Here is a 16,415-nt window from a genome sequence, read left to right on the forward strand (position 1 = left end):
CCTATGGCCTGACGGGCTGGAAGCTGTATGCCTACGTGATCATGCCTTCGGCCCTGCGCCGTTCGTTGCCCTACTACAGCAACGAAGTGATCCTGATGCTGCACTCCACCACCGTGGCCTTCACCGCGACCATTCCGGACATCCTGAAAGTCGCGCGGGATGCCAACTCGGCGACCTTCCTGACCTTCCAGTCGTTCGGCATCGCCGCGTTGATCTACCTGGCCGTGACCTTCGCCCTGGTCGGTCTGTTCCGGGTGGCCGAACGCCGCTGGCTGGCATTTCTCGGGCCGACCCACTAGCTCTCACGTTGCAGGACACTCACGCACATGCGCCACCAGATTCATGACTTGCTTGCCCCGCTGCCGGGCACCGCACGCCAGATCCACAGCTTCCACTTCGGCCCAACACAGGCCCGGAGCAAGGTCTACATCCAGTCCTCGCTGCATGCCGACGAGTTGCCGGGCATGCTGGTGGCCTGGCACCTCAAGCAACACCTGGCTCAACTCGAAGCCGAAGGCCGCCTGCTGAGCGAGATCGTGCTGGTGCCGGTGGCCAATCCGATTGGCCTGGAACAGGTTTTGATGGACGTGCCCCTGGGCCGCTACGAGCTGGAAAGCGGGCAGAATTTCAACCGTTGGTTTGTCGACCTCGGCGAAGCGATCGCTCACGAAATAGAAGGCCAGCTCAACCAGGATCCGCAGCACAACCTGGCCCTGGTGCGCCGCACTTTACGTCATGCACTGCTGCGCCAGAGCGCCGCCACACAACTGCAATCCCAGCGCCTGGTGCTGCAGACCCTGGCCTGCGATGCCGACATGGTGCTGGACCTGCACTGTGACTTCGAAGCCGTCGCCCACCTGTACACCACGCCCCAGGCCTGGCCCCAGGTCGAACCGCTGGCGCGCTACATCGGCGCCGAGGCCAGCCTGCTGGCCACCGATTCAGGTGGCCAGTCATTCGATGAGTGCTTCACCCTGGTGTGGTGGCAGTTGCAAGAGCGTTTTGGCGAGCATTTCCCTATTCCGTCGGGCAGCTTTTCGGTGACCCTGGAGCTGCGCGGCCAGGGCGACGTCAACCATCCCCTGGCCAGCCTCGACTGCCAGGCCTTGATCGACTACCTGACACACTTTGGCGCCATCGAAGGCCAGGCCCGGCCCCTGCCGGAGCTGCCCTACCCGGCCACGCCATTGGCGGCGGTGGAACCCGTCGCCACCCCGGTCGGTGGCCTGCTGGTGTACAGCGTGCTCCCGGGTGAATACCTGCAAGCCGGGCAATTGATCGCCGAGATCATCGATCCGATCAGCGACCGGGTCACGCCGGTGCACTGCGCCAACGAGGGCCTGCTGTACGCCCGCTCGACCCGCCGCATGGCCACCGCCGGCATGGTAATCGCCCATGTCGCGGGCCTTGAAGCCTATCGCACCGGCTACCTACTTTCGCCTTGAGGATGTTCACCCCATGTACAAATTGACCATCGAAGGCCTGCACAAGAGCTACGGCAGCCATGAAGTCCTCAAGGGTGTGTCGCTCAAGGCCAGGACGGGCGATGTGATCAGCCTGATCGGCGCCAGCGGCTCGGGCAAGAGCACCTTCTTGCGCTGCATCAACTTTCTCGAAACCCCCAACGACGGCGCCATGAGCCTGGACGGCAAGTCGATTCGCATGGTCAAGGATCACCATGGCATGCGCGTGGCCGACGACGCCGAGCTGCAACGCCTGCGCACCCGCCTGGCCATGGTGTTCCAGCATTTCAACCTGTGGAGCCACATGACGGTGCTGGAAAACATCAGCATGGCGCCGCGCCGGGTGCTGGGGGTGAGTAGAAAAGACGCTGAAGACCGTGCGCGCCGCTACCTCGATAAGGTGGGCCTGGCCGCCCGCGTGGCGGACCAGTACCCAGCGTTCCTCTCTGGCGGTCAGCAACAGCGGGTGGCCATTGCCCGCGCGCTGGCGATGGAACCGGAAGTCATGCTGTTCGATGAACCGACTTCGGCCCTGGACCCGGAGTTGGTGGGCGAAGTGCTCAGGGTGATCCAGGGGCTGGCCGAGGAGGGCCGGACCATGATCATGGTCACCCATGAAATGAGCTTTGCGCGCAAGGTGTCCAACCAGGTGCTGTTCCTGCATCAGGGCCTGGTGGAAGAGGAAGGAACACCCGAGGAGGTGTTGGGCAATCCCCGGAGTGAACGGCTCCAGCAGTTCCTCAGTGGCAACCTGAAGTAGTCGTCAGTGGGGGCGCGGGGACCGGCCCCCACTGCTGAGCCTTGAACCGGCTTAAGCCTGGCGTTCCAGTCGGAAACTGCCGTTTGCGATCTGGATCCCGTCGGCATCCGTGCCGCTGAACGTACCGGAGAACTGTCCACCCCCGCCAACGGTCAGTGTCAGGCTGCCCACAGGGTACAGCTCCGCTTCACTGCAGTCCGTCACATGGATAATCGAGGGCAGCCCGATCTCGAGCTGATAGGTACCGGTCTTGATGTCATCCGGCAAATACACGTAAAAACCTTCCCCCTTGTCATTGACCGCTTCAATACTGTGCACCCCTTTGCGCAGGTAGTGCCGCAGGCCCACCATCATGCGAAACGACTCCAGGCCGCTGGCGGTGTGGATGTCAGCGCTGAAATGACCCGATCGAACTGAACTCATTGAAAATTCCTTTTTCACTGGTTTGGCTAGCCGCTCGCCTCCGCTGCTGTTCAAGCCACGCAGGGGAGCACCGTCGCGATAAAAACACGACCTGCCCAGCTATAGGTTTCAACGTTGATCACAGTTGTTTCGGGGCATGAACAACCAGTGAACAGCGGTCAACTCCTACCGCCGTTCACTGGCGTTGCCCTTGGGGCTGGATCAATCAGGCCACAGGCGCGGGAGGTGGCTCGTCCGGCAGGGTCGGCTCACCGGGCTCGGTGGGTTGTTCATTGGGGGTGTCGGGGTCGGGCTGACCGGGAATTCCGCCAGCCTGGGCGACGGACGGATGGGCTAACAACGACCAGGCCAGTACGCCCACCTGATTGGGCTCAAGCCTAGCCAGTTCGGCACTTACGCGTGGATCGATCTTCATTGGGCACTCCTGAGCGATAGCCCGATCCGCCTTGCGCGGATCCGAGCAGTACACTCCATAGAGTCTACGCTCGCCCAGGAATTCCCACGGTCTGTCCGGACGACTGACTCAGGTACGCGGCAGGGTCACGCCACGTTGGCCCTGGTACTTGCCGCCACGGTCTTTGTAGGAGACTTCGCACTCTTCGTCGGATTCGAAGAACAACATCTGCGCCACGCCTTCATTGGCGTAGATCTTCGCCGGCAGCGTGGTGGTGTTGGAGAATTCCAGGGTCACGTGGCCTTCCCACTCCGGTTCCAGCGGCGTGACGTTGACGATGATGCCGCAGCGCGCGTAAGTGCTCTTGCCCAGGCAGATGGTCAGGACATTGCGCGGAATGCGGAAGAACTCGACGGTACGGGCCAGGGCGAAGGAGTTCGGCGGGATGATGCAGACATCGCTCTTGACGTCGACGAAGCTCTTCTCATCGAAGTTTTTCGGATCGACGGTGGCCGAGTTGATATTGGTGAACACCTTGAACTCATCAGCGCAGCGCACATCGTAGCCATAGCTCGACACACCGAAGGAAATCAGTCGTTCGGCGCCTTCGCCACGCATCTGGCGCTCGACGAAGGGCTCGATCATGCCGTGCTCTTGCGCCATGCGGCGAATCCACTTGTCCGATTTGATGCTCATGGCGGGTGTCCTGAATAGCGAGGTGGAAAAATTCTGTCCGGCATCTTACCGGGGCGCGCCGCCGGGTTCAAAGTCCGGTACGCATTAATCGCCGATCGCCTTTAATATCGGATACCGCGCGTCGATCACGCACACCGTCAGTCACGAAAACCAAGAAACCTTCGCAAAGACCATTGGCACGTTCCGGAAAAAGGGTTAAGGTGGCGCCACTGTGCTGCTTGTGTCACTGAGAATCTCTACACGATATGTTGAATTTCGATCCAACCATCTACAAGAATTTTTCCTGCTCTTTGCACTCAGTCTCGGCCAGGGTTCTTCCTGAGTCGCAGTTATCTTTGTTCAAGGAGTTACACCATGTCTAATCGCCAAACCGGTACCGTTAAGTGGTTCAACGATGAAAAAGGCTTCGGCTTCATCACTCCACAATCCGGTGACGACCTGTTCGTTCACTTCAAAGCTATCCAATCCGACGGCTTCAAAAGCCTGAAAGAAGGCCAACAGGTTTCTTTCATCGCTACCCGCGGTCAGAAAGGCATGCAAGCTGAAGAAGTTCAAGTTATCTAACTTGTACTGATTTAGTAAAAAGCCCCGCCCTCAAAAGCGGGGCTTTTTTGTGCCCGTGTGTTTTGTGCCTCCTTGTAGGGGGCAGCAGCCCCCCCTCGCCAGGTGACTGGCTTTACCAGGTCACCCCAAAACCCGCGGTGTAGCGGGTCTTGCTGAAGTCGGCATCATCGGAACCACTGATGATGTCACGCTCGGCCTTGAGGTTGAGCGATGCCCAGTCCGTGACCTTGTAGCGCAGGCCCAACTCGGCATCGAGGGCAAAGTTGGCGACGCCCGACAGCGGCTTGCCGACTTCGCCATTGGTGAAGAACTCCACCGACTTGCCGATCAGGTAGCGGTTGTAATCCCACTTCATCGCCAGCGAATAGAAGTTGTCCTTGCCGCCGTCCGAGTACTCGTAGTCGGTGCGGTTCAGCAGTGAGCCGAGAGAGAACGCGCCCAGCTCGTCATCCCAGAACTGGTAGCCCGGACCGGTACCGACGGTTCGCTGACGAGCGAGGTCTTCGACCTTGTCGCGCTTGTAGGTCAAGCGCCCCTGCCAGAACCATTGCTCGGTAATGAAGCGGTCAAGGGAGTATTCGGCCCGCCAGTTGTCAGTCGTCACCACCTCATCCTGGAACTCGCGATTGTATTCACCCTCTGCGGTATGACGCCATTTGCCATGCCGGGCGGAAGTCTTGAAATCCACGTCATAGTCGTCGGTGTCATTTTCCGCGCGCTGATAATCCAGGGCGACATCGACATTGCCCTTCCACACCAGGTCCTCGACCACCGGCTTGGGCTTGAGAATCTGCTGAATACTCGCCAACTCCACCGTCTTGGGCGTCTCGCCATTGGCCAGGGTGACCTTGCCCTCATCGGCAGGCTGCAGGGACTTGGCTTTTTCGCCGGTGTAGGCATCCTGCTTGACCAGCAGCTCCTGGTCACTCTCCAGGGTCCTGACCTGCTTCCAGTCGATCGGGATGGCGCCCGCGTATTCGGTCTGGATCAGCAGTTTGCCACCGTCAAAGAGCTTGATCTTGCCACTCAGACGATCGCCATTCTTTAACCAGACGGTGTCGCCGAGTGCAGGAGCGCAAGCACTGATGGCGGCGAGGCAGAGCAGGATTCTGGACGGCATAAACAAGGACAGGCCTCAGGTTCGCGAAAAAAGGCGGCATTATCCCTATAGAGAAAGCCTGAGCAAGGACTGACCGGGGTATTTGTGATGAGTTCATTTATCATTGAGTGATCGGAACCTTACTCTACCAACGGTACTTCGACCGCCCCTCAAGGAACCACGCCCGTGAGCGACTGCGAGAACGCCCCCCAGGACCCCGCACAAATCCGCCGAACGGCACTCTACCTCACCCTGGCCCAAGTGCCGGAAGGCAAGGTGGTGAGTTACGGCCAGCTCGCCGAACTGGCCGGCCTGGGTCGGGCCGCGCGCTGGGTGGGGCGCACCCTGAGCCAGTTGCCCGGCGACAGCAAGCTGCCCTGGCACCGCGTGCTCGGCGCGGGCGGACGCATCAGCCTGGTCGTCGGCACGCCCTCGGGCGACGAACAACGCGCGCGCTTGCGGGCAGAGGGCATCAGTATCCAGAACAATCGTGTTGATATTCAGCGCCATGGCTGGCGCCCGGTAGAGCACAGCGGTTAGAGTGCGCGCTTTGTTTCCGCAATTTTGAGGCAGACTCCAGCCCATGCCCCGTAAAACCTGGCGCGCCGCGCTCGCCGCTTATGCCAGCCCCTCGACGCTCGTGCTGTTGTTGCTGGGTTTCGCCGCCGGCCTGCCCTACATGCTGGTGTTTTCGACGCTTTCCGTCTGGCTGCGCGAGGCCGGTGTGGCCCGCGAAACCATTGGCTATGCCAGCCTGATCGGCCTGGCCTACGCCTTCAAATGGGTGTGGTCGCCGCTGCTCGACCAATGGCGCCTGCCTTTGCTCGGCAAACTGGGCCGGCGACGCTCCTGGCTGGTGCTGTCGCAAGCACTGGTGATCCTCGGCTTGATTGGCATGGGCTTCTGCGACCCGCAAAAACACCTATCCTGGCTGATCGCCATCGCGGTGGTGGTGGCCTTCGCTTCGGCCACCCAGGACATTGCCGTCGACGCCTACCGCCTGGAAATCGCCGACGACACCCGCCAGGCTGCCCTCGCCGCCAGCTACATGTCCGGTTATCGGGTGGCCGCCCTCCTGGCGACCGCCGGCGCACTGTTCTTTGCCGAGGGTTTTGGCTCCACCGGCTTCAATTACCAGCATTCGGCCTGGACCGGCACCTACGTACTGTTTGGCCTGCTGATGGTCCCGGCACTGCTGACCAGCCTGTTCATGCGCGAACCGCCGGTGCCGCTGCGTACCCAGCTGTCCGCCGGGCGCTACAGCTTTGTGCACCAACTGGCGTCGGTGTTCGTGCTAATTGTGTTGCTGGTCTCGGTACCGGCGATGTGCACCCAACTCTACAACACCGACTTTGCCAGCGTGCTGTTCGGCGACGCCAGCCTGCTCGACCTGCTGCTCGAAGACCGCGCCTTCCTGCGCGCCATTCTCTACATCACCCTCACCGGCATGTGCCTGTCGACCATGGGCCGTCGCGGCCTGGCGCCCGTGCTGACGCCGATCAACGACTTCGTCATGCGGTATCGCTGGCAGGCCTTCCTGCTGCTGGGGCTGATTGCCACCTATCGAATGTCCGATACGGTGATGGGCGTCATGGCCAACGTGTTCTACATCGACCTGGGCTTTACCAAGGACCAGATCGCCGGGGTCAGCAAGATTTTCGGCCTGATCATGACCCTGGTGGGCGCCGGCATGGGCGGCCTGCTGATCGTGCGCTTCGGCATCCTGCCCATACTGTTCATCGGCGGCGCGGCGTCGGCCGGCACCAACATCCTGTTCGTGATGCTCGCCGACATGGGCGCCAACCTGCAGATGCTGATTGCCACCATTTCACTCGACAACTTCAGCTCCGGCCTGGCGACGTCGGCCTTCGTGGCCTACCTGTCGAGCCTGACCAACCTGAAGTTTTCCGCCACCCAGTACGCCCTGCTAAGCTCGATCATGCTCCTGCTGCCGCGCCTGATCGGCGGCTATACCGGGGTCATGGTGGAAAAATTCGGTTATCACGACTTTTTCATCATCACCGCCCTGCTCGGCGTGCCGACACTGATTCTGATCGCCATTCACTGGTTCCAGGAAAGCCGCCGCGAAGGCCCGACCCCGACGGCGGAGCCCGTGACGAACACCAACACCGTCGAAGAATCCTGACAAACGCCCGGGGTGCGGGGCTTTCCCCGCCCCTGGGCGACACCATGGACCGCACGCCTGTACGCCAGCAGATCTCGCCCGTACAATGCTCCGTCATTTCTAGTCTTCAGCAACCGACAACGGCCTACCATGCGCACCAGTCAATTTTTGCTCGCCACACAGAAAGAAACGCCTTCCGATGCGGTCGTCATCAGCCACCAGCTGATGCTGCGCGCCGGCATGATCCGCAAACTCGCCTCGGGCCTGTACACCTGGCTCCCCATGGGCCTGCGGGTAATGCGCAAGGTAGAAGCCGTCGTTCGCGAAGAAATGAACGCCGCCGGTTCTCTCGAAGTGTTGATGCCGAGCACTCAACCGGCTGAGCTGTGGCAGGAATCCGGGCGCTGGGAAGAGTACGGCCCTGAGCTGCTGCGCTTCAAGGATCGACATGGCCGCGATTTCTGCGCCGGCCCGACCCACGAAGAAGTGATCACCGACCTGATGCGCAACGAGTTGAGCAGCTACAAACAGCTGCCCATCAACCTGTATCAGATCCAGACCAAATTCCGTGACGAAATCCGCCCACGCTTCGGTTTGATGCGCGGCCGTGAATTCATCATGAAGGACGCCTACTCCTTCCACGCCGACCAGCCCTCGCTGCAGATCACCTATGACCGCATGCACCAGGCTTACTGCAACGTGTTCACCCGCCTGGGCCTGAAATTCCGCCCAGTCGAGGCAGACAACGGCTCGATCGGCGGCGCCGGCTCCCACGAATTCCACGTGCTGGCCGAATCCGGCGAAGACGACATCGTCTTCAGCAACGGTTCCGACTACGCAGCCAACATCGAAAAAGCCGAAGCCGTGCCACGGGAAACCTCCCGTCCTGCGCCAAGCGAAGAGCTGCGCCTGGTGGACACACCAGAGACCAAGACCATCGCGGCACTGGTGGAAAAATTCAATCTGCCGATTGAAAAGACCATCAAGACCCTGATCGTGCACGCCGAAGAAGCCGGCAAGCTGATCGCCCTGGTCATCCGTGGCGACCACGAACTCAACGAAATCAAGGCCGCCAACCAGCCGGGCGTTGCCAGCCCACTGGTCATGGCCAGCGATGCCGAACTGCGCGACGTCATTGGCGCCGGCGCTGGCTCCCTGGGCCCGCTGAACCTGCCGCTGCCGATCATCATCGACCGCTCGGTCGAACTGATGAGCGACTTCGGGATCGGTGCCAACATCGACGACAAGCACTACTTCGGCGTTAACTGGGAACGCGACCTACCGGTTCCGACCGTGGCCGACCTGCGCAACGTCGTGGCCGGCGATCCAAGCCCGGACGGCAAGGGCACCCTGGAAATCAAGCGTGGCATCGAAGTCGGGCACATCTTCCAGCTGGGCAACAAGTACAGCAAGGCGATGAAGTGCGAAGTGCTGGGCGAGAACGGCAAGCCGGTAACCCTGGAAATGGGTTGCTATGGCATTGGCGTTTCCCGCGTGGTCGCGGCGGCCATCGAGCAGGGCAACGACGAAAAAGGCATCATCTGGAGCGACACCCTCGCACCCTTCCAGATTGCCCTGGTGCCGCTGCGCTATGAAACCGAGCTGGTACGCGAAGCCACCGACAAGCTCTACGCAGAACTGACTGCGGCCGGCTTCGAAGTGCTGCTGGACGATCGCGACAAGAAAACCAGCCCCGGCATCAAGTTTGCGGACATGGAGCTGATCGGCATTCCCCACCGGATCGTGGTCAGTGACCGCGGCCTCGCCGAAGGCAACCTGGAATACAAGAGCCGTACCGAGGCCGAGCCGCAAGCGCTGCCGGTCGCTGACGTACTGTCGTTCCTTCAGGCTCGTATCCGCCGCTGACACCAGATAGAGACGTCATGTTCAAGCGAAACACCTTAAGCCTCGGTGGTGCTGCCCTGTGCAGCACCCTGCTGCTCAGCGGCTGTGCCAATCAAATGTCACAGCGCAGCGAGCACGAGGAGCGTATCGAGCGCAAACTGCTCGATCACAGCCTGCAGATCGATGTCGGTGAGCCTAAGGTGCTTGAGCTGCCGCAACGCCGAGTGCGGATTCACGAACAGAAGACCTTCGAAGTCACCGAGTTCGAAGTTACCCGGCGCTACGACCGCTACACGCCCTACCAACCCTGGCGGGAGGTCTATGAGATCCCGCTGGGTGCGGTCGCGGTGGTGGCCGGCGTCGGTGCCAACGTGGTCAACGTGTTTGCCCTCGGCAACCTGCCGGACAGCGTCACCAAGGACTGGATCAGCTACGGCTTTGCCGGGCTCAACCCGTTCATGAACGTGCAGTCCCACGGTCGCGCGCAGCAAAACCTGGCGGGCATTGATGAAGTCGAGCGGGAAAAACGCACGGAATACTCAAGCCTGCCCTGGAGCGAACGCCCGGTAGAGGTCAAGACCGGCAAGCAGACCTTCGGGCTAACCACCGACCGCAATGGCGTGTTGCGATTGAATCTGCTGGACAGCCCGTTCTCCGAACATGACCTGAGCCACATCAGCAAGCTGCAGATCTCTGTCGCAGACGCCCAGGATGACGTGCACACCGACTCCTCGCTGGCCATCAGCGGCAATTTGCGCGGCAAGCTGCTGGAAGCCCACGAACTGATCTACGACGACCTCGAAGATGACGAAGTGAGCCAGTGGGTACACCGGGTCAAGCGCCTGTCGGAGCTGGGCCTGGAAGAAGAGGCCAGCGAACTGGAACAGAGCCTGATCGAACTGACCCGCAACGATCCCGAGTTGCAGAGTGAGTTCCTCAAGTCGCTGACCAAGGATGCCGGGCGCCTGGTGGCCGATCCGGGCGTCAACTGACATCGGCAATGTTCGCGGGCAAGCCTTGCCCGCGAACACTGTCTAGCGCCCGAACAGGTCCAACTGCTCGAACCCGCCGCGCATATCCTGCAATCGCACACCAATCCCCAGCAACCGCACCGGTTTCCCACCCCGATTGAACGCCTGGGTCAGCAACAGCTGATAACTGCCCAGGTCACGCCCTGCCCCCGCCTGCTCCAAGGTGGTCTGGGTAAAGTCATGGAATTTGACCTTCACGAACGGCTTGCCCGGACGGTAACTGCTGTCAATGCGGGCCATGCGTCCATTCAGGTTTTCCAGCAGCTCGGGCAACTTGTCCAGGCAACTGACGAGATCAGGCAGGTCCACATCGTAGGTATTTTCCACGCTCACCGATTGCCGGCGACTGTCGTTTTGTACCGCCCGCTCATCGATCCCACGGGCCAGACTCCATAACCGCTCACCAAAACTGCCGAATTCGCGCACCAGCGCCAGCTTGTTCCACTCGCGCAGTTGCAGGCAATCGACGATACCCAGGCGCGCCAGCTTGTCCGCCGTGACCTTGCCGACGCCGTGCAACTTGCCTACTGGCAACTGCGAGACAAAGTCCTCGACCTGGTCCGGCGTAATCACGAACAGCCCGTTGGGCTTTTTCCAGTCGCTGGCGATTTTTGCCAGAAACTTGTTCGGCGCCACACCCGCCGACACCGTGATGTGCAACTGATTGGAGACTCGCCGGCGGATATCCTGGGCAATCCGCGTGGCACTGCCGGCAAAATGCCCACAGTCGGACACATCCAGGTAGGCCTCATCCAGTGACAACGGCTCGATCAGCTCGGTGTAGTCGCGAAAGATCGTCTGGATTTCCCTGGACGCCTCGCGGTAAGCGTCCATGCGTGGCTTGACGATGACCAGGTCCGGACACAACTTCAACGCATGACGGGAAGACATTGCCGACCGAACCCCATAGGCCCGGGCTTCATAGTTGCAGGTCGCAATCACCCCCCGCCGATCCGCGGAACCACCCACTGCCAGCGGCTTACTGGCCAGCGTCGGGTCGTCACGCATCTCGATGGCTGCATAAAAGCAGTCACAGTCGACGTGAATGATTTTGCGTTGAGTCATAAAAGGCGGTGTTCACTGAAGGAAAAAGGACAAATACCAGTCAGAACACCAGTATCTCACTGACACCTGTATATAGCACCAGTGCTTTTAATCTTCTGTTACTGGGAGTCATACCTCCCTTTATGGATTTATTTTATTAATCGAAATCAGACCTTCAATAGAGCTGAAACCCTTACGGGGCAAGCCCTGCAGCCCTCCTCCTCTCTCCATAGAAGCGCTAAGCGATTGAACAGGAACAGATTTTTCTCAGGTAGCGGTTGACACACCGGCGATCCTCTGTAGAATGCCGACACACAGACGCGGGATGGAGCAGTCTGGTAGCTCGTCGGGCTCATAACCCGAAGGTCGTCGGTTCAAATCCGGCTCCCGCAACCAAACATCAAAAAAGGCTACTCGAAAGAGTGGCCTTTTTTGTGCGTGGGTGTTTTTACCCACAGCCTCTGGAGCCGCAACACAGACGCGACGAATTCTCGTTATGCTTCTGACACTTAAGTGCGGGCCTGCGCCCCTCCCCAGGTAATTTACGTTTATTTGACCCAATCCACGATTAACGGTTGACACCCCCGCGTTCCTCTGTAGAATGCCGCCACACAGACGCGGGATGGAGCAGTCTGGTAGCTCGTCGGGCTCATAACCCGAAGGTCGTCGGTTCAAATCCGGCTCCCGCAACCAAACATCAAAAAAGGCTACTCGAAAGAGTGGCCTTTTTTGTATCTGCAGAAAAAGTCCTTTCGCAACAATGGTCTGGCAAGGTACTGCGAACCTTTGCCACGCCCTCCTGGTCCATCAGATCAGGCTATGCTCAATCGCAGGCACCCCCTCAAGCATTGAATTGCGCACACGCGCCAAGGCTCAATGACAGGCCTCAGTATTTGTAACTATTTTTTACTACAGGGATTGGTAACTTGGCTGGATACCCCCATCCTGTCGCGCACAATCCAAGAGGTGATTGATGCGCGCCAACTCTTCTGATTCACAAAACACCGTCACTGCGACCCAACCGATCAAAGCCAGCCGCCTGCACTGGCTGGATCTGCTCAGCAAGTACCGCCAGCCCATCGGCCTGGCCGTAACCTTGCTGTTGTTCGCGATTGCCTTGATTGCCTGTCGCCATCTATTAAGTGAACTGGATCTTTACGCCCTGCATGACTCCATCTTGCAAGTGCCACAACCGGCCTTGCTCGGCGCCCTGGGTGCAACGATCGTCGGCTTTATCATCCTGCTCGGCTACGAGTGGTCGGCCTCGCGCTATGCCGGCGTGAGCCTGCCGCCCCGCAGCCTGATGTTCGGCGGCTTCACCGCGTTTGCCATTGGCAATGCCATCGGCCTGTCGCTGCTCTCGGGGGGCTCGGTCCGTTACCGGCTCTATGCGCGCCACGGTCTCGGGGCTTCGGAAGTCGCCCACATGACCCTGTTTGCCAGCCTGTCCCTGGGCTGCGCCCTGCCCCCACTGGCAGCCCTGGCGACCCTGAGCAACCTGCCGGCCGCCGCTGCCGCCCTGCACCTGTCCGAAGCCCTGCTGGGCGGTATCGCGATTGCCGTGCTGCTGCTCTGTGCCGTCCTGGCGATTGGCATCTATCGCCGCCGTCTGCCCGAACAACCCTACCCCGACAACCTGCTGGTGCGTGCCGGGCGCCGCACCCTACGCTTGCCGGGCCGGCGCCTGACCTTCCTGCAGCTGATCATCACCGCGCTCGACGTCGCCGCCGCGGCCACCGTCTTGTATCTGCTGCTGCCGGAAACCCCGCCATTCGGTGCGTTCCTGCTGGTCTACCTGCTGGCCCTGGCAGCGGGCGTGCTCAGTCACGTACCCGGCGGCGTCGGCGTGTTCGAGGCGATTCTGCTGGCCGCCTTTGCCGACAAGCTCGGCGCCGCGCCGCTGGCTGCCGCCCTGCTGCTGTATCGCCTGATCTACGTGATCCTGCCGATGCTGGTGGCCTGCCTCCTGCTGCTGATCAATGAAGCCCAACGCCTGTTCAACAGCCGTGAGGCGCTGCGCACCGCTTCCGGCCTCGCCGCTCCAGTGCTCGCGGTGCTGGTGTTCCTGTCGGGCGTGGTCCTGCTGTTTTCGGGCGCTACACCGGAGATCGATACCCGCCTGGAACACATCGGCTTTCTGATCCCCCATCGCCTGATCGACGCCTCGCACTTCGGCGCCAGCCTGATCGGCGTCCTGTGCCTGTTGCTGGCCCAGGGCCTGCGCCGACGACTGTCGGCCGCCTGGATGCTCACCACCGTGTTGTTGCTAGCGGGCGCCTTACTGTCGCTGCTCAAGGGTTTTGACTGGGAAGAAGCCAGCCTGCTGATCCTGACGGCCAGCCTGCTGGCGATCTTCCGCCGCTCGTTCTATCGCCCCAGCCGCCTGACCGAACTGCCCTTCTCGCCGCTGTACCTGGTGGCCAGCGTGTGTGTATTGGCCGCGTCGATCTGGCTGCTGCTGTTCGCCTACCAGGATGTGCCGTACAGCCATCAACTGTGGTGGCAGTTCACCCTGGACTCCGATGCACCGCGCGGTTTGCGTTCACTGCTCGGCGCCGCGGTGCTGCTGGTGGTCGTGTCGCTGACCTGGTTGCTACGCACCGCTCGCCCCACCATTGACCTGCCCGGCGCGACTGATCTTGCGAAAGCGCAGAAAATCCTGATGGCCTCGGCCCAACCGGATGGCGGTCTGGCCCTGACCGGTGACAAGGCGTTGCTGTTCCACCCCAACGGCGACGCCTTCTTGATGTATGCCCGTCGTGGCCGCAGCCTGGTTGCCCTGTACGACCCGATCGGCCAGCCGCAGCAACGTGCCGAGATGATCTGGCAGTTCCGCGACCTCTGCGACCTGCACCATGCCCGCCCGGTGTTTTATCAGGTGCGCGCCGAAAACCTGCCCTACTACATGGACATCGGCCTGACCGCCATCAAGCTGGGCGAAGAGGCCCGGGTCGACCTGCTGCGCTTTGATCTGGAAGCCAAGGGCAAGGAGATGAAGGACCTGCGCTACACCTGGAACCGCGGCACCCGTGACGGCCTGTCGCTGGAAATCCACGAGCCCGGCCAGGCGCCGATGGACGAACTGAAAGTGATCTCCGATGCCTGGCTCACCGGCAAGAACGTACGCGAGAAAGGCTTCTCCCTCGGTCGCTTCAGCGATGACTACCTGAAGTACTTTCGCATTGCGATCATTCGTTTCGAGGGGCGCCCGGTGGCATTTGCCAACCTGCTCGAGACCTACAGCCACGACCTGGCCAGCCTCGACCTGATGCGCGCGCACCCGGACGCCCCCAAGTTGACCATGGAATTCATGATGGTCGGCCTGATTCAGCATTATAAGAACCACGGCTATGCACGCTTCAGCCTGGGCATGGTGCCATTGTCGGGCCTGCAACCCCGGCGTGGCGCACCACTGACCCAGCGCCTCGGCTCGATGGTGTTCCGCCGGGGTGAGCAGCTCTACAATTTCCAGGGGCTGCGCCGCTTCAAAGACAAGTTCCAGCCTGACTGGGAACCTCGTTACATGGCCGTGCCCGCCGGACTCGATCCGCTGGTGGCACTGGCCGATACCGCCGCCCTGATTGCGGGCGGCTTGACTGGATTGGTGAAACGCTGATGATTCAACGCTCCTGGCGGTATGTATTGGCCACTCTGGTGGCACTGGCTGTGATCCTCGGCGGTGGGTACTGGTACTGGAGCCGTCCAGCTCCACAACCCACCGTGGAACTGTTGACACCGGCAATCGGCGCGCCCATGACCCGAGTCATTCCGGGCACCCAGGCGCGTGCCCAAGTGGTTGTCGCGGTCAACGAAGAGCAGAAACTCAGCGACACCCAACTGATCACCCTCAGCCGTGGCGGCGCGACAGAAATCGTCCAGGTGATCCTGCCCAAGGACTGCATGCTGCAAGGGCGCGCCCTGCAGTCGGCGCTCAAGCAGCTCAACGGCCCGGCCACCCTGGTCAGCGGTATCGGCCCGGGCGCGGTGCTGGCGTGGCGCTGGCTGGCCGAGCAGAAGGACGACAAGTCCCAGGCGGTCTCGGTCGACCTGGCCCTGGAGAAACCCGGTTGCACCCACCTGCTGCCAAAAAGCGCCGCCCACGGCCACTGGCTGGTGGCATGGAACAACAACCCGGACGACACCAGTGCCGGTTTCGTACGGGACCAGGCCAACGCGCAAACCAGCATCAGCGACTACGACATCAACCTGCCACAGGTGCTGAACAACGAGCTGCGCAAGCTGCTGATCGGCGCCGACAAGGGTAATGGCGGCCTGAACATCCCGGTGGTCGAAGTACCGGCCGGCCTGGCCAAGGACACCGTCACCCTGTTCCTCTCCGGTGACGGTGGCTGGCGCGACCTGGACCGCGACGTGGCCGGTGAAATGGCCAAGATTGGCTACCCGGTGGTCGGCATCGACACCCTGCGCTACTACTGGCAGCACAAAAGCCCTGAACAGAGCGCCATCGACCTCGCCGAACTGATGCAGCACTACCGGCAGAAATGGGGCACCCAGCGCTTCATCCTCACCGGCTACTCGTTTGGCGCCGACGTTCTGCCCGCCATCTACAACCGCCTGGCGGAATCGGAGCAACAACGGGTCGACGCGATCATCCTGCTGGCCTTCGCCCGCACCGGCAGCTTCGAGATTGAAGTCGAAGGCTGGCTCGGTAACGCCGGCAAGGAAGCGGCCACCGGCCCGGAAATGACCAAGCTGCCCGCCGCCAAAGTGGTGTGCATCTACGGCGAGGAAGAAGCCGACGAGAGCGGCTGCACCGACAAGACCGCCGTGGGCCAAGCCATGAAGCTCCCTGGCGGCCACCACTTCGACGAGAACTACCCGGCCCTGGCCCAGCGCTTGGTGGACATCATCGAAAAGCACCAGGGTGCTTCCAGGGTTGCTGAAGACTGAGTGCATCGCCCAACAAAAAGCCCCCGCTATCGCACGATAGCGGGGGCTTTTTGTTACCGC

General features: G+C 61.1%; 14 protein-coding genes, 2 tRNA genes and 1 pseudogene. 12 read left to right on the plus strand and 5 right to left on the minus strand.

All coding sequences use genetic code 11. The features are described 5' to 3' along the window. The 3 genes and pseudogenes from AACY45_RS16190 to AACY45_RS16200 all read left to right on the plus strand — a co-directional run. Nucleotides 1-299 (plus strand): annotated as a pseudogene (locus tag AACY45_RS16190) (amino acid ABC transporter permease); the annotation flags it as partial. A 27-nt stretch (nucleotides 300-326) separates the two neighbouring features. After that, on the plus strand, nucleotides 327-1,445 hold the full coding sequence (locus AACY45_RS16195) for a succinylglutamate desuccinylase/aspartoacylase family protein (protein WP_339546399.1): 1,119 nt from the start codon (nucleotides 327-329) through the stop codon (nucleotides 1,443-1,445). 13 nt (nucleotides 1,446-1,458) lie between these two features. Beyond that, nucleotides 1,459-2,223 carry an ABC transporter ATP-binding protein gene (locus AACY45_RS16200; protein ID WP_339546400.1) on the plus strand — a complete coding sequence of 255 codons (765 nt, stop codon included), beginning with the start codon at nucleotides 1,459-1,461 and terminating at the stop codon, nucleotides 2,221-2,223. A gap of 51 nt (nucleotides 2,224-2,274) precedes the next feature. Here the strand turns inward: AACY45_RS16200 and AACY45_RS16205 are convergent, their stop codons facing one another. The 3 genes from AACY45_RS16205 to dcd form a co-directional block, all read right to left on the minus strand. Continuing rightward, nucleotides 2,275-2,646: a hypothetical protein gene (locus AACY45_RS16205; protein ID WP_339546401.1), complete on the minus strand. Its 372-nt coding sequence runs from the start codon at nucleotides 2,644-2,646 to the stop codon at nucleotides 2,275-2,277. 205 nt (nucleotides 2,647-2,851) lie between these two features. Continuing rightward, on the minus strand, nucleotides 2,852-3,061 hold the full coding sequence (locus AACY45_RS16210) for a hypothetical protein (protein ID WP_095166923.1): 210 nt from the start codon (nucleotides 3,059-3,061) through the stop codon (nucleotides 2,852-2,854). Nucleotides 3,062-3,169: 108 nt separating this feature from the next. Next, the gene (dcd, locus tag AACY45_RS16215; protein ID WP_003219273.1) at nucleotides 3,170-3,736 is read right to left on the minus strand and encodes a dCTP deaminase; all 567 of its coding nucleotides are present in this window, start codon (nucleotides 3,734-3,736) and stop codon (nucleotides 3,170-3,172) included. A gap of 354 nt (nucleotides 3,737-4,090) precedes the next feature. On the opposite strand from dcd, the gene AACY45_RS16220 reads away from it, so the two are divergent. Continuing rightward, on the plus strand, nucleotides 4,091-4,300 hold the full coding sequence (locus tag AACY45_RS16220) for a cold-shock protein (protein ID WP_002554837.1): 210 nt from the start codon (nucleotides 4,091-4,093) through the stop codon (nucleotides 4,298-4,300). Nucleotides 4,301-4,412: 112 nt separating this feature from the next. Here the strand turns inward: AACY45_RS16220 and AACY45_RS16225 are convergent, their stop codons facing one another. After that, complete coding sequence (locus AACY45_RS16225; RefSeq protein WP_339546403.1) at nucleotides 4,413-5,420, minus strand: DUF481 domain-containing protein; 1,008 nt, start codon at nucleotides 5,418-5,420, stop codon at nucleotides 4,413-4,415. 165 nt (nucleotides 5,421-5,585) lie between these two features. Between AACY45_RS16225 and AACY45_RS16230 the strand changes: the two genes are divergently transcribed. The 4 genes from AACY45_RS16230 to AACY45_RS16245 all read left to right on the plus strand — a co-directional run bounded on the left by AACY45_RS16230 (nucleotide 5,586) and on the right by AACY45_RS16245 (nucleotide 10,361). Further along, nucleotides 5,586-5,939, plus strand: a complete 354-nt coding sequence (locus AACY45_RS16230) for an MGMT family protein (protein ID WP_339546404.1) — start codon at nucleotides 5,586-5,588, stop codon at nucleotides 5,937-5,939. 43 nt (nucleotides 5,940-5,982) lie between these two features. Beyond that, nucleotides 5,983-7,545 carry an AmpG family muropeptide MFS transporter gene (locus tag AACY45_RS16235; RefSeq protein WP_339546405.1) on the plus strand — a complete coding sequence of 521 codons (1,563 nt, stop codon included), beginning with the start codon at nucleotides 5,983-5,985 and terminating at the stop codon, nucleotides 7,543-7,545. A 129-nt stretch (nucleotides 7,546-7,674) separates the two neighbouring features. Then, entirely contained in the window at nucleotides 7,675-9,390 is a 1,716-nt protein-coding gene (locus AACY45_RS16240) for a proline--tRNA ligase (protein WP_339546406.1), read from the plus strand. Between the two features lie 17 nt (nucleotides 9,391-9,407). Continuing rightward, nucleotides 9,408-10,361, plus strand: coding sequence for a hypothetical protein (locus AACY45_RS16245; RefSeq protein ID WP_339546407.1), 954 nt, complete (start codon nucleotides 9,408-9,410; stop codon nucleotides 10,359-10,361). Between the two features lie 42 nt (nucleotides 10,362-10,403). Here AACY45_RS16245 and dinB read toward each other — a convergent pair whose 3' ends face one another. Further along, nucleotides 10,404-11,465 carry a DNA polymerase IV gene (dinB, locus tag AACY45_RS16250; protein ID WP_339546408.1) on the minus strand — a complete coding sequence of 354 codons (1,062 nt, stop codon included), beginning with the start codon at nucleotides 11,463-11,465 and terminating at the stop codon, nucleotides 10,404-10,406. A gap of 298 nt (nucleotides 11,466-11,763) precedes the next feature. Here dinB and AACY45_RS16255 point away from each other — a divergent pair. From AACY45_RS16255 to AACY45_RS16270, 4 genes are all read left to right on the plus strand, one after another. Beyond that, a tRNA-Met gene (locus AACY45_RS16255) sits at nucleotides 11,764-11,840 on the plus strand. 220 nt (nucleotides 11,841-12,060) lie between these two features. Then, nucleotides 12,061-12,137: transfer RNA gene (locus AACY45_RS16260), tRNA-Met, on the plus strand. 280 nt (nucleotides 12,138-12,417) lie between these two features. Beyond that, nucleotides 12,418-15,060 carry a bifunctional lysylphosphatidylglycerol flippase/synthetase MprF gene (mprF, locus tag AACY45_RS16265; RefSeq protein ID WP_339546409.1) on the plus strand — a complete coding sequence of 881 codons (2,643 nt, stop codon included), beginning with the start codon at nucleotides 12,418-12,420 and terminating at the stop codon, nucleotides 15,058-15,060. Beyond that, nucleotides 15,060-16,355: a virulence factor family protein gene (locus AACY45_RS16270; protein ID WP_339546410.1), complete on the plus strand. Its 1,296-nt coding sequence runs from the start codon at nucleotides 15,060-15,062 to the stop codon at nucleotides 16,353-16,355. The genes mprF and AACY45_RS16270 overlap by 1 nt, the downstream gene beginning before the upstream one ends. Nucleotides 16,356-16,415 lie beyond the last annotated feature (60 nt).

The organism is Pseudomonas sp. RA_35y_Pfl2_P32 (assembly GCF_963970735.1).
In the GTDB taxonomy this organism is placed as follows: Bacteria; Pseudomonadota; Gammaproteobacteria; order Pseudomonadales; family Pseudomonadaceae; genus Aquipseudomonas.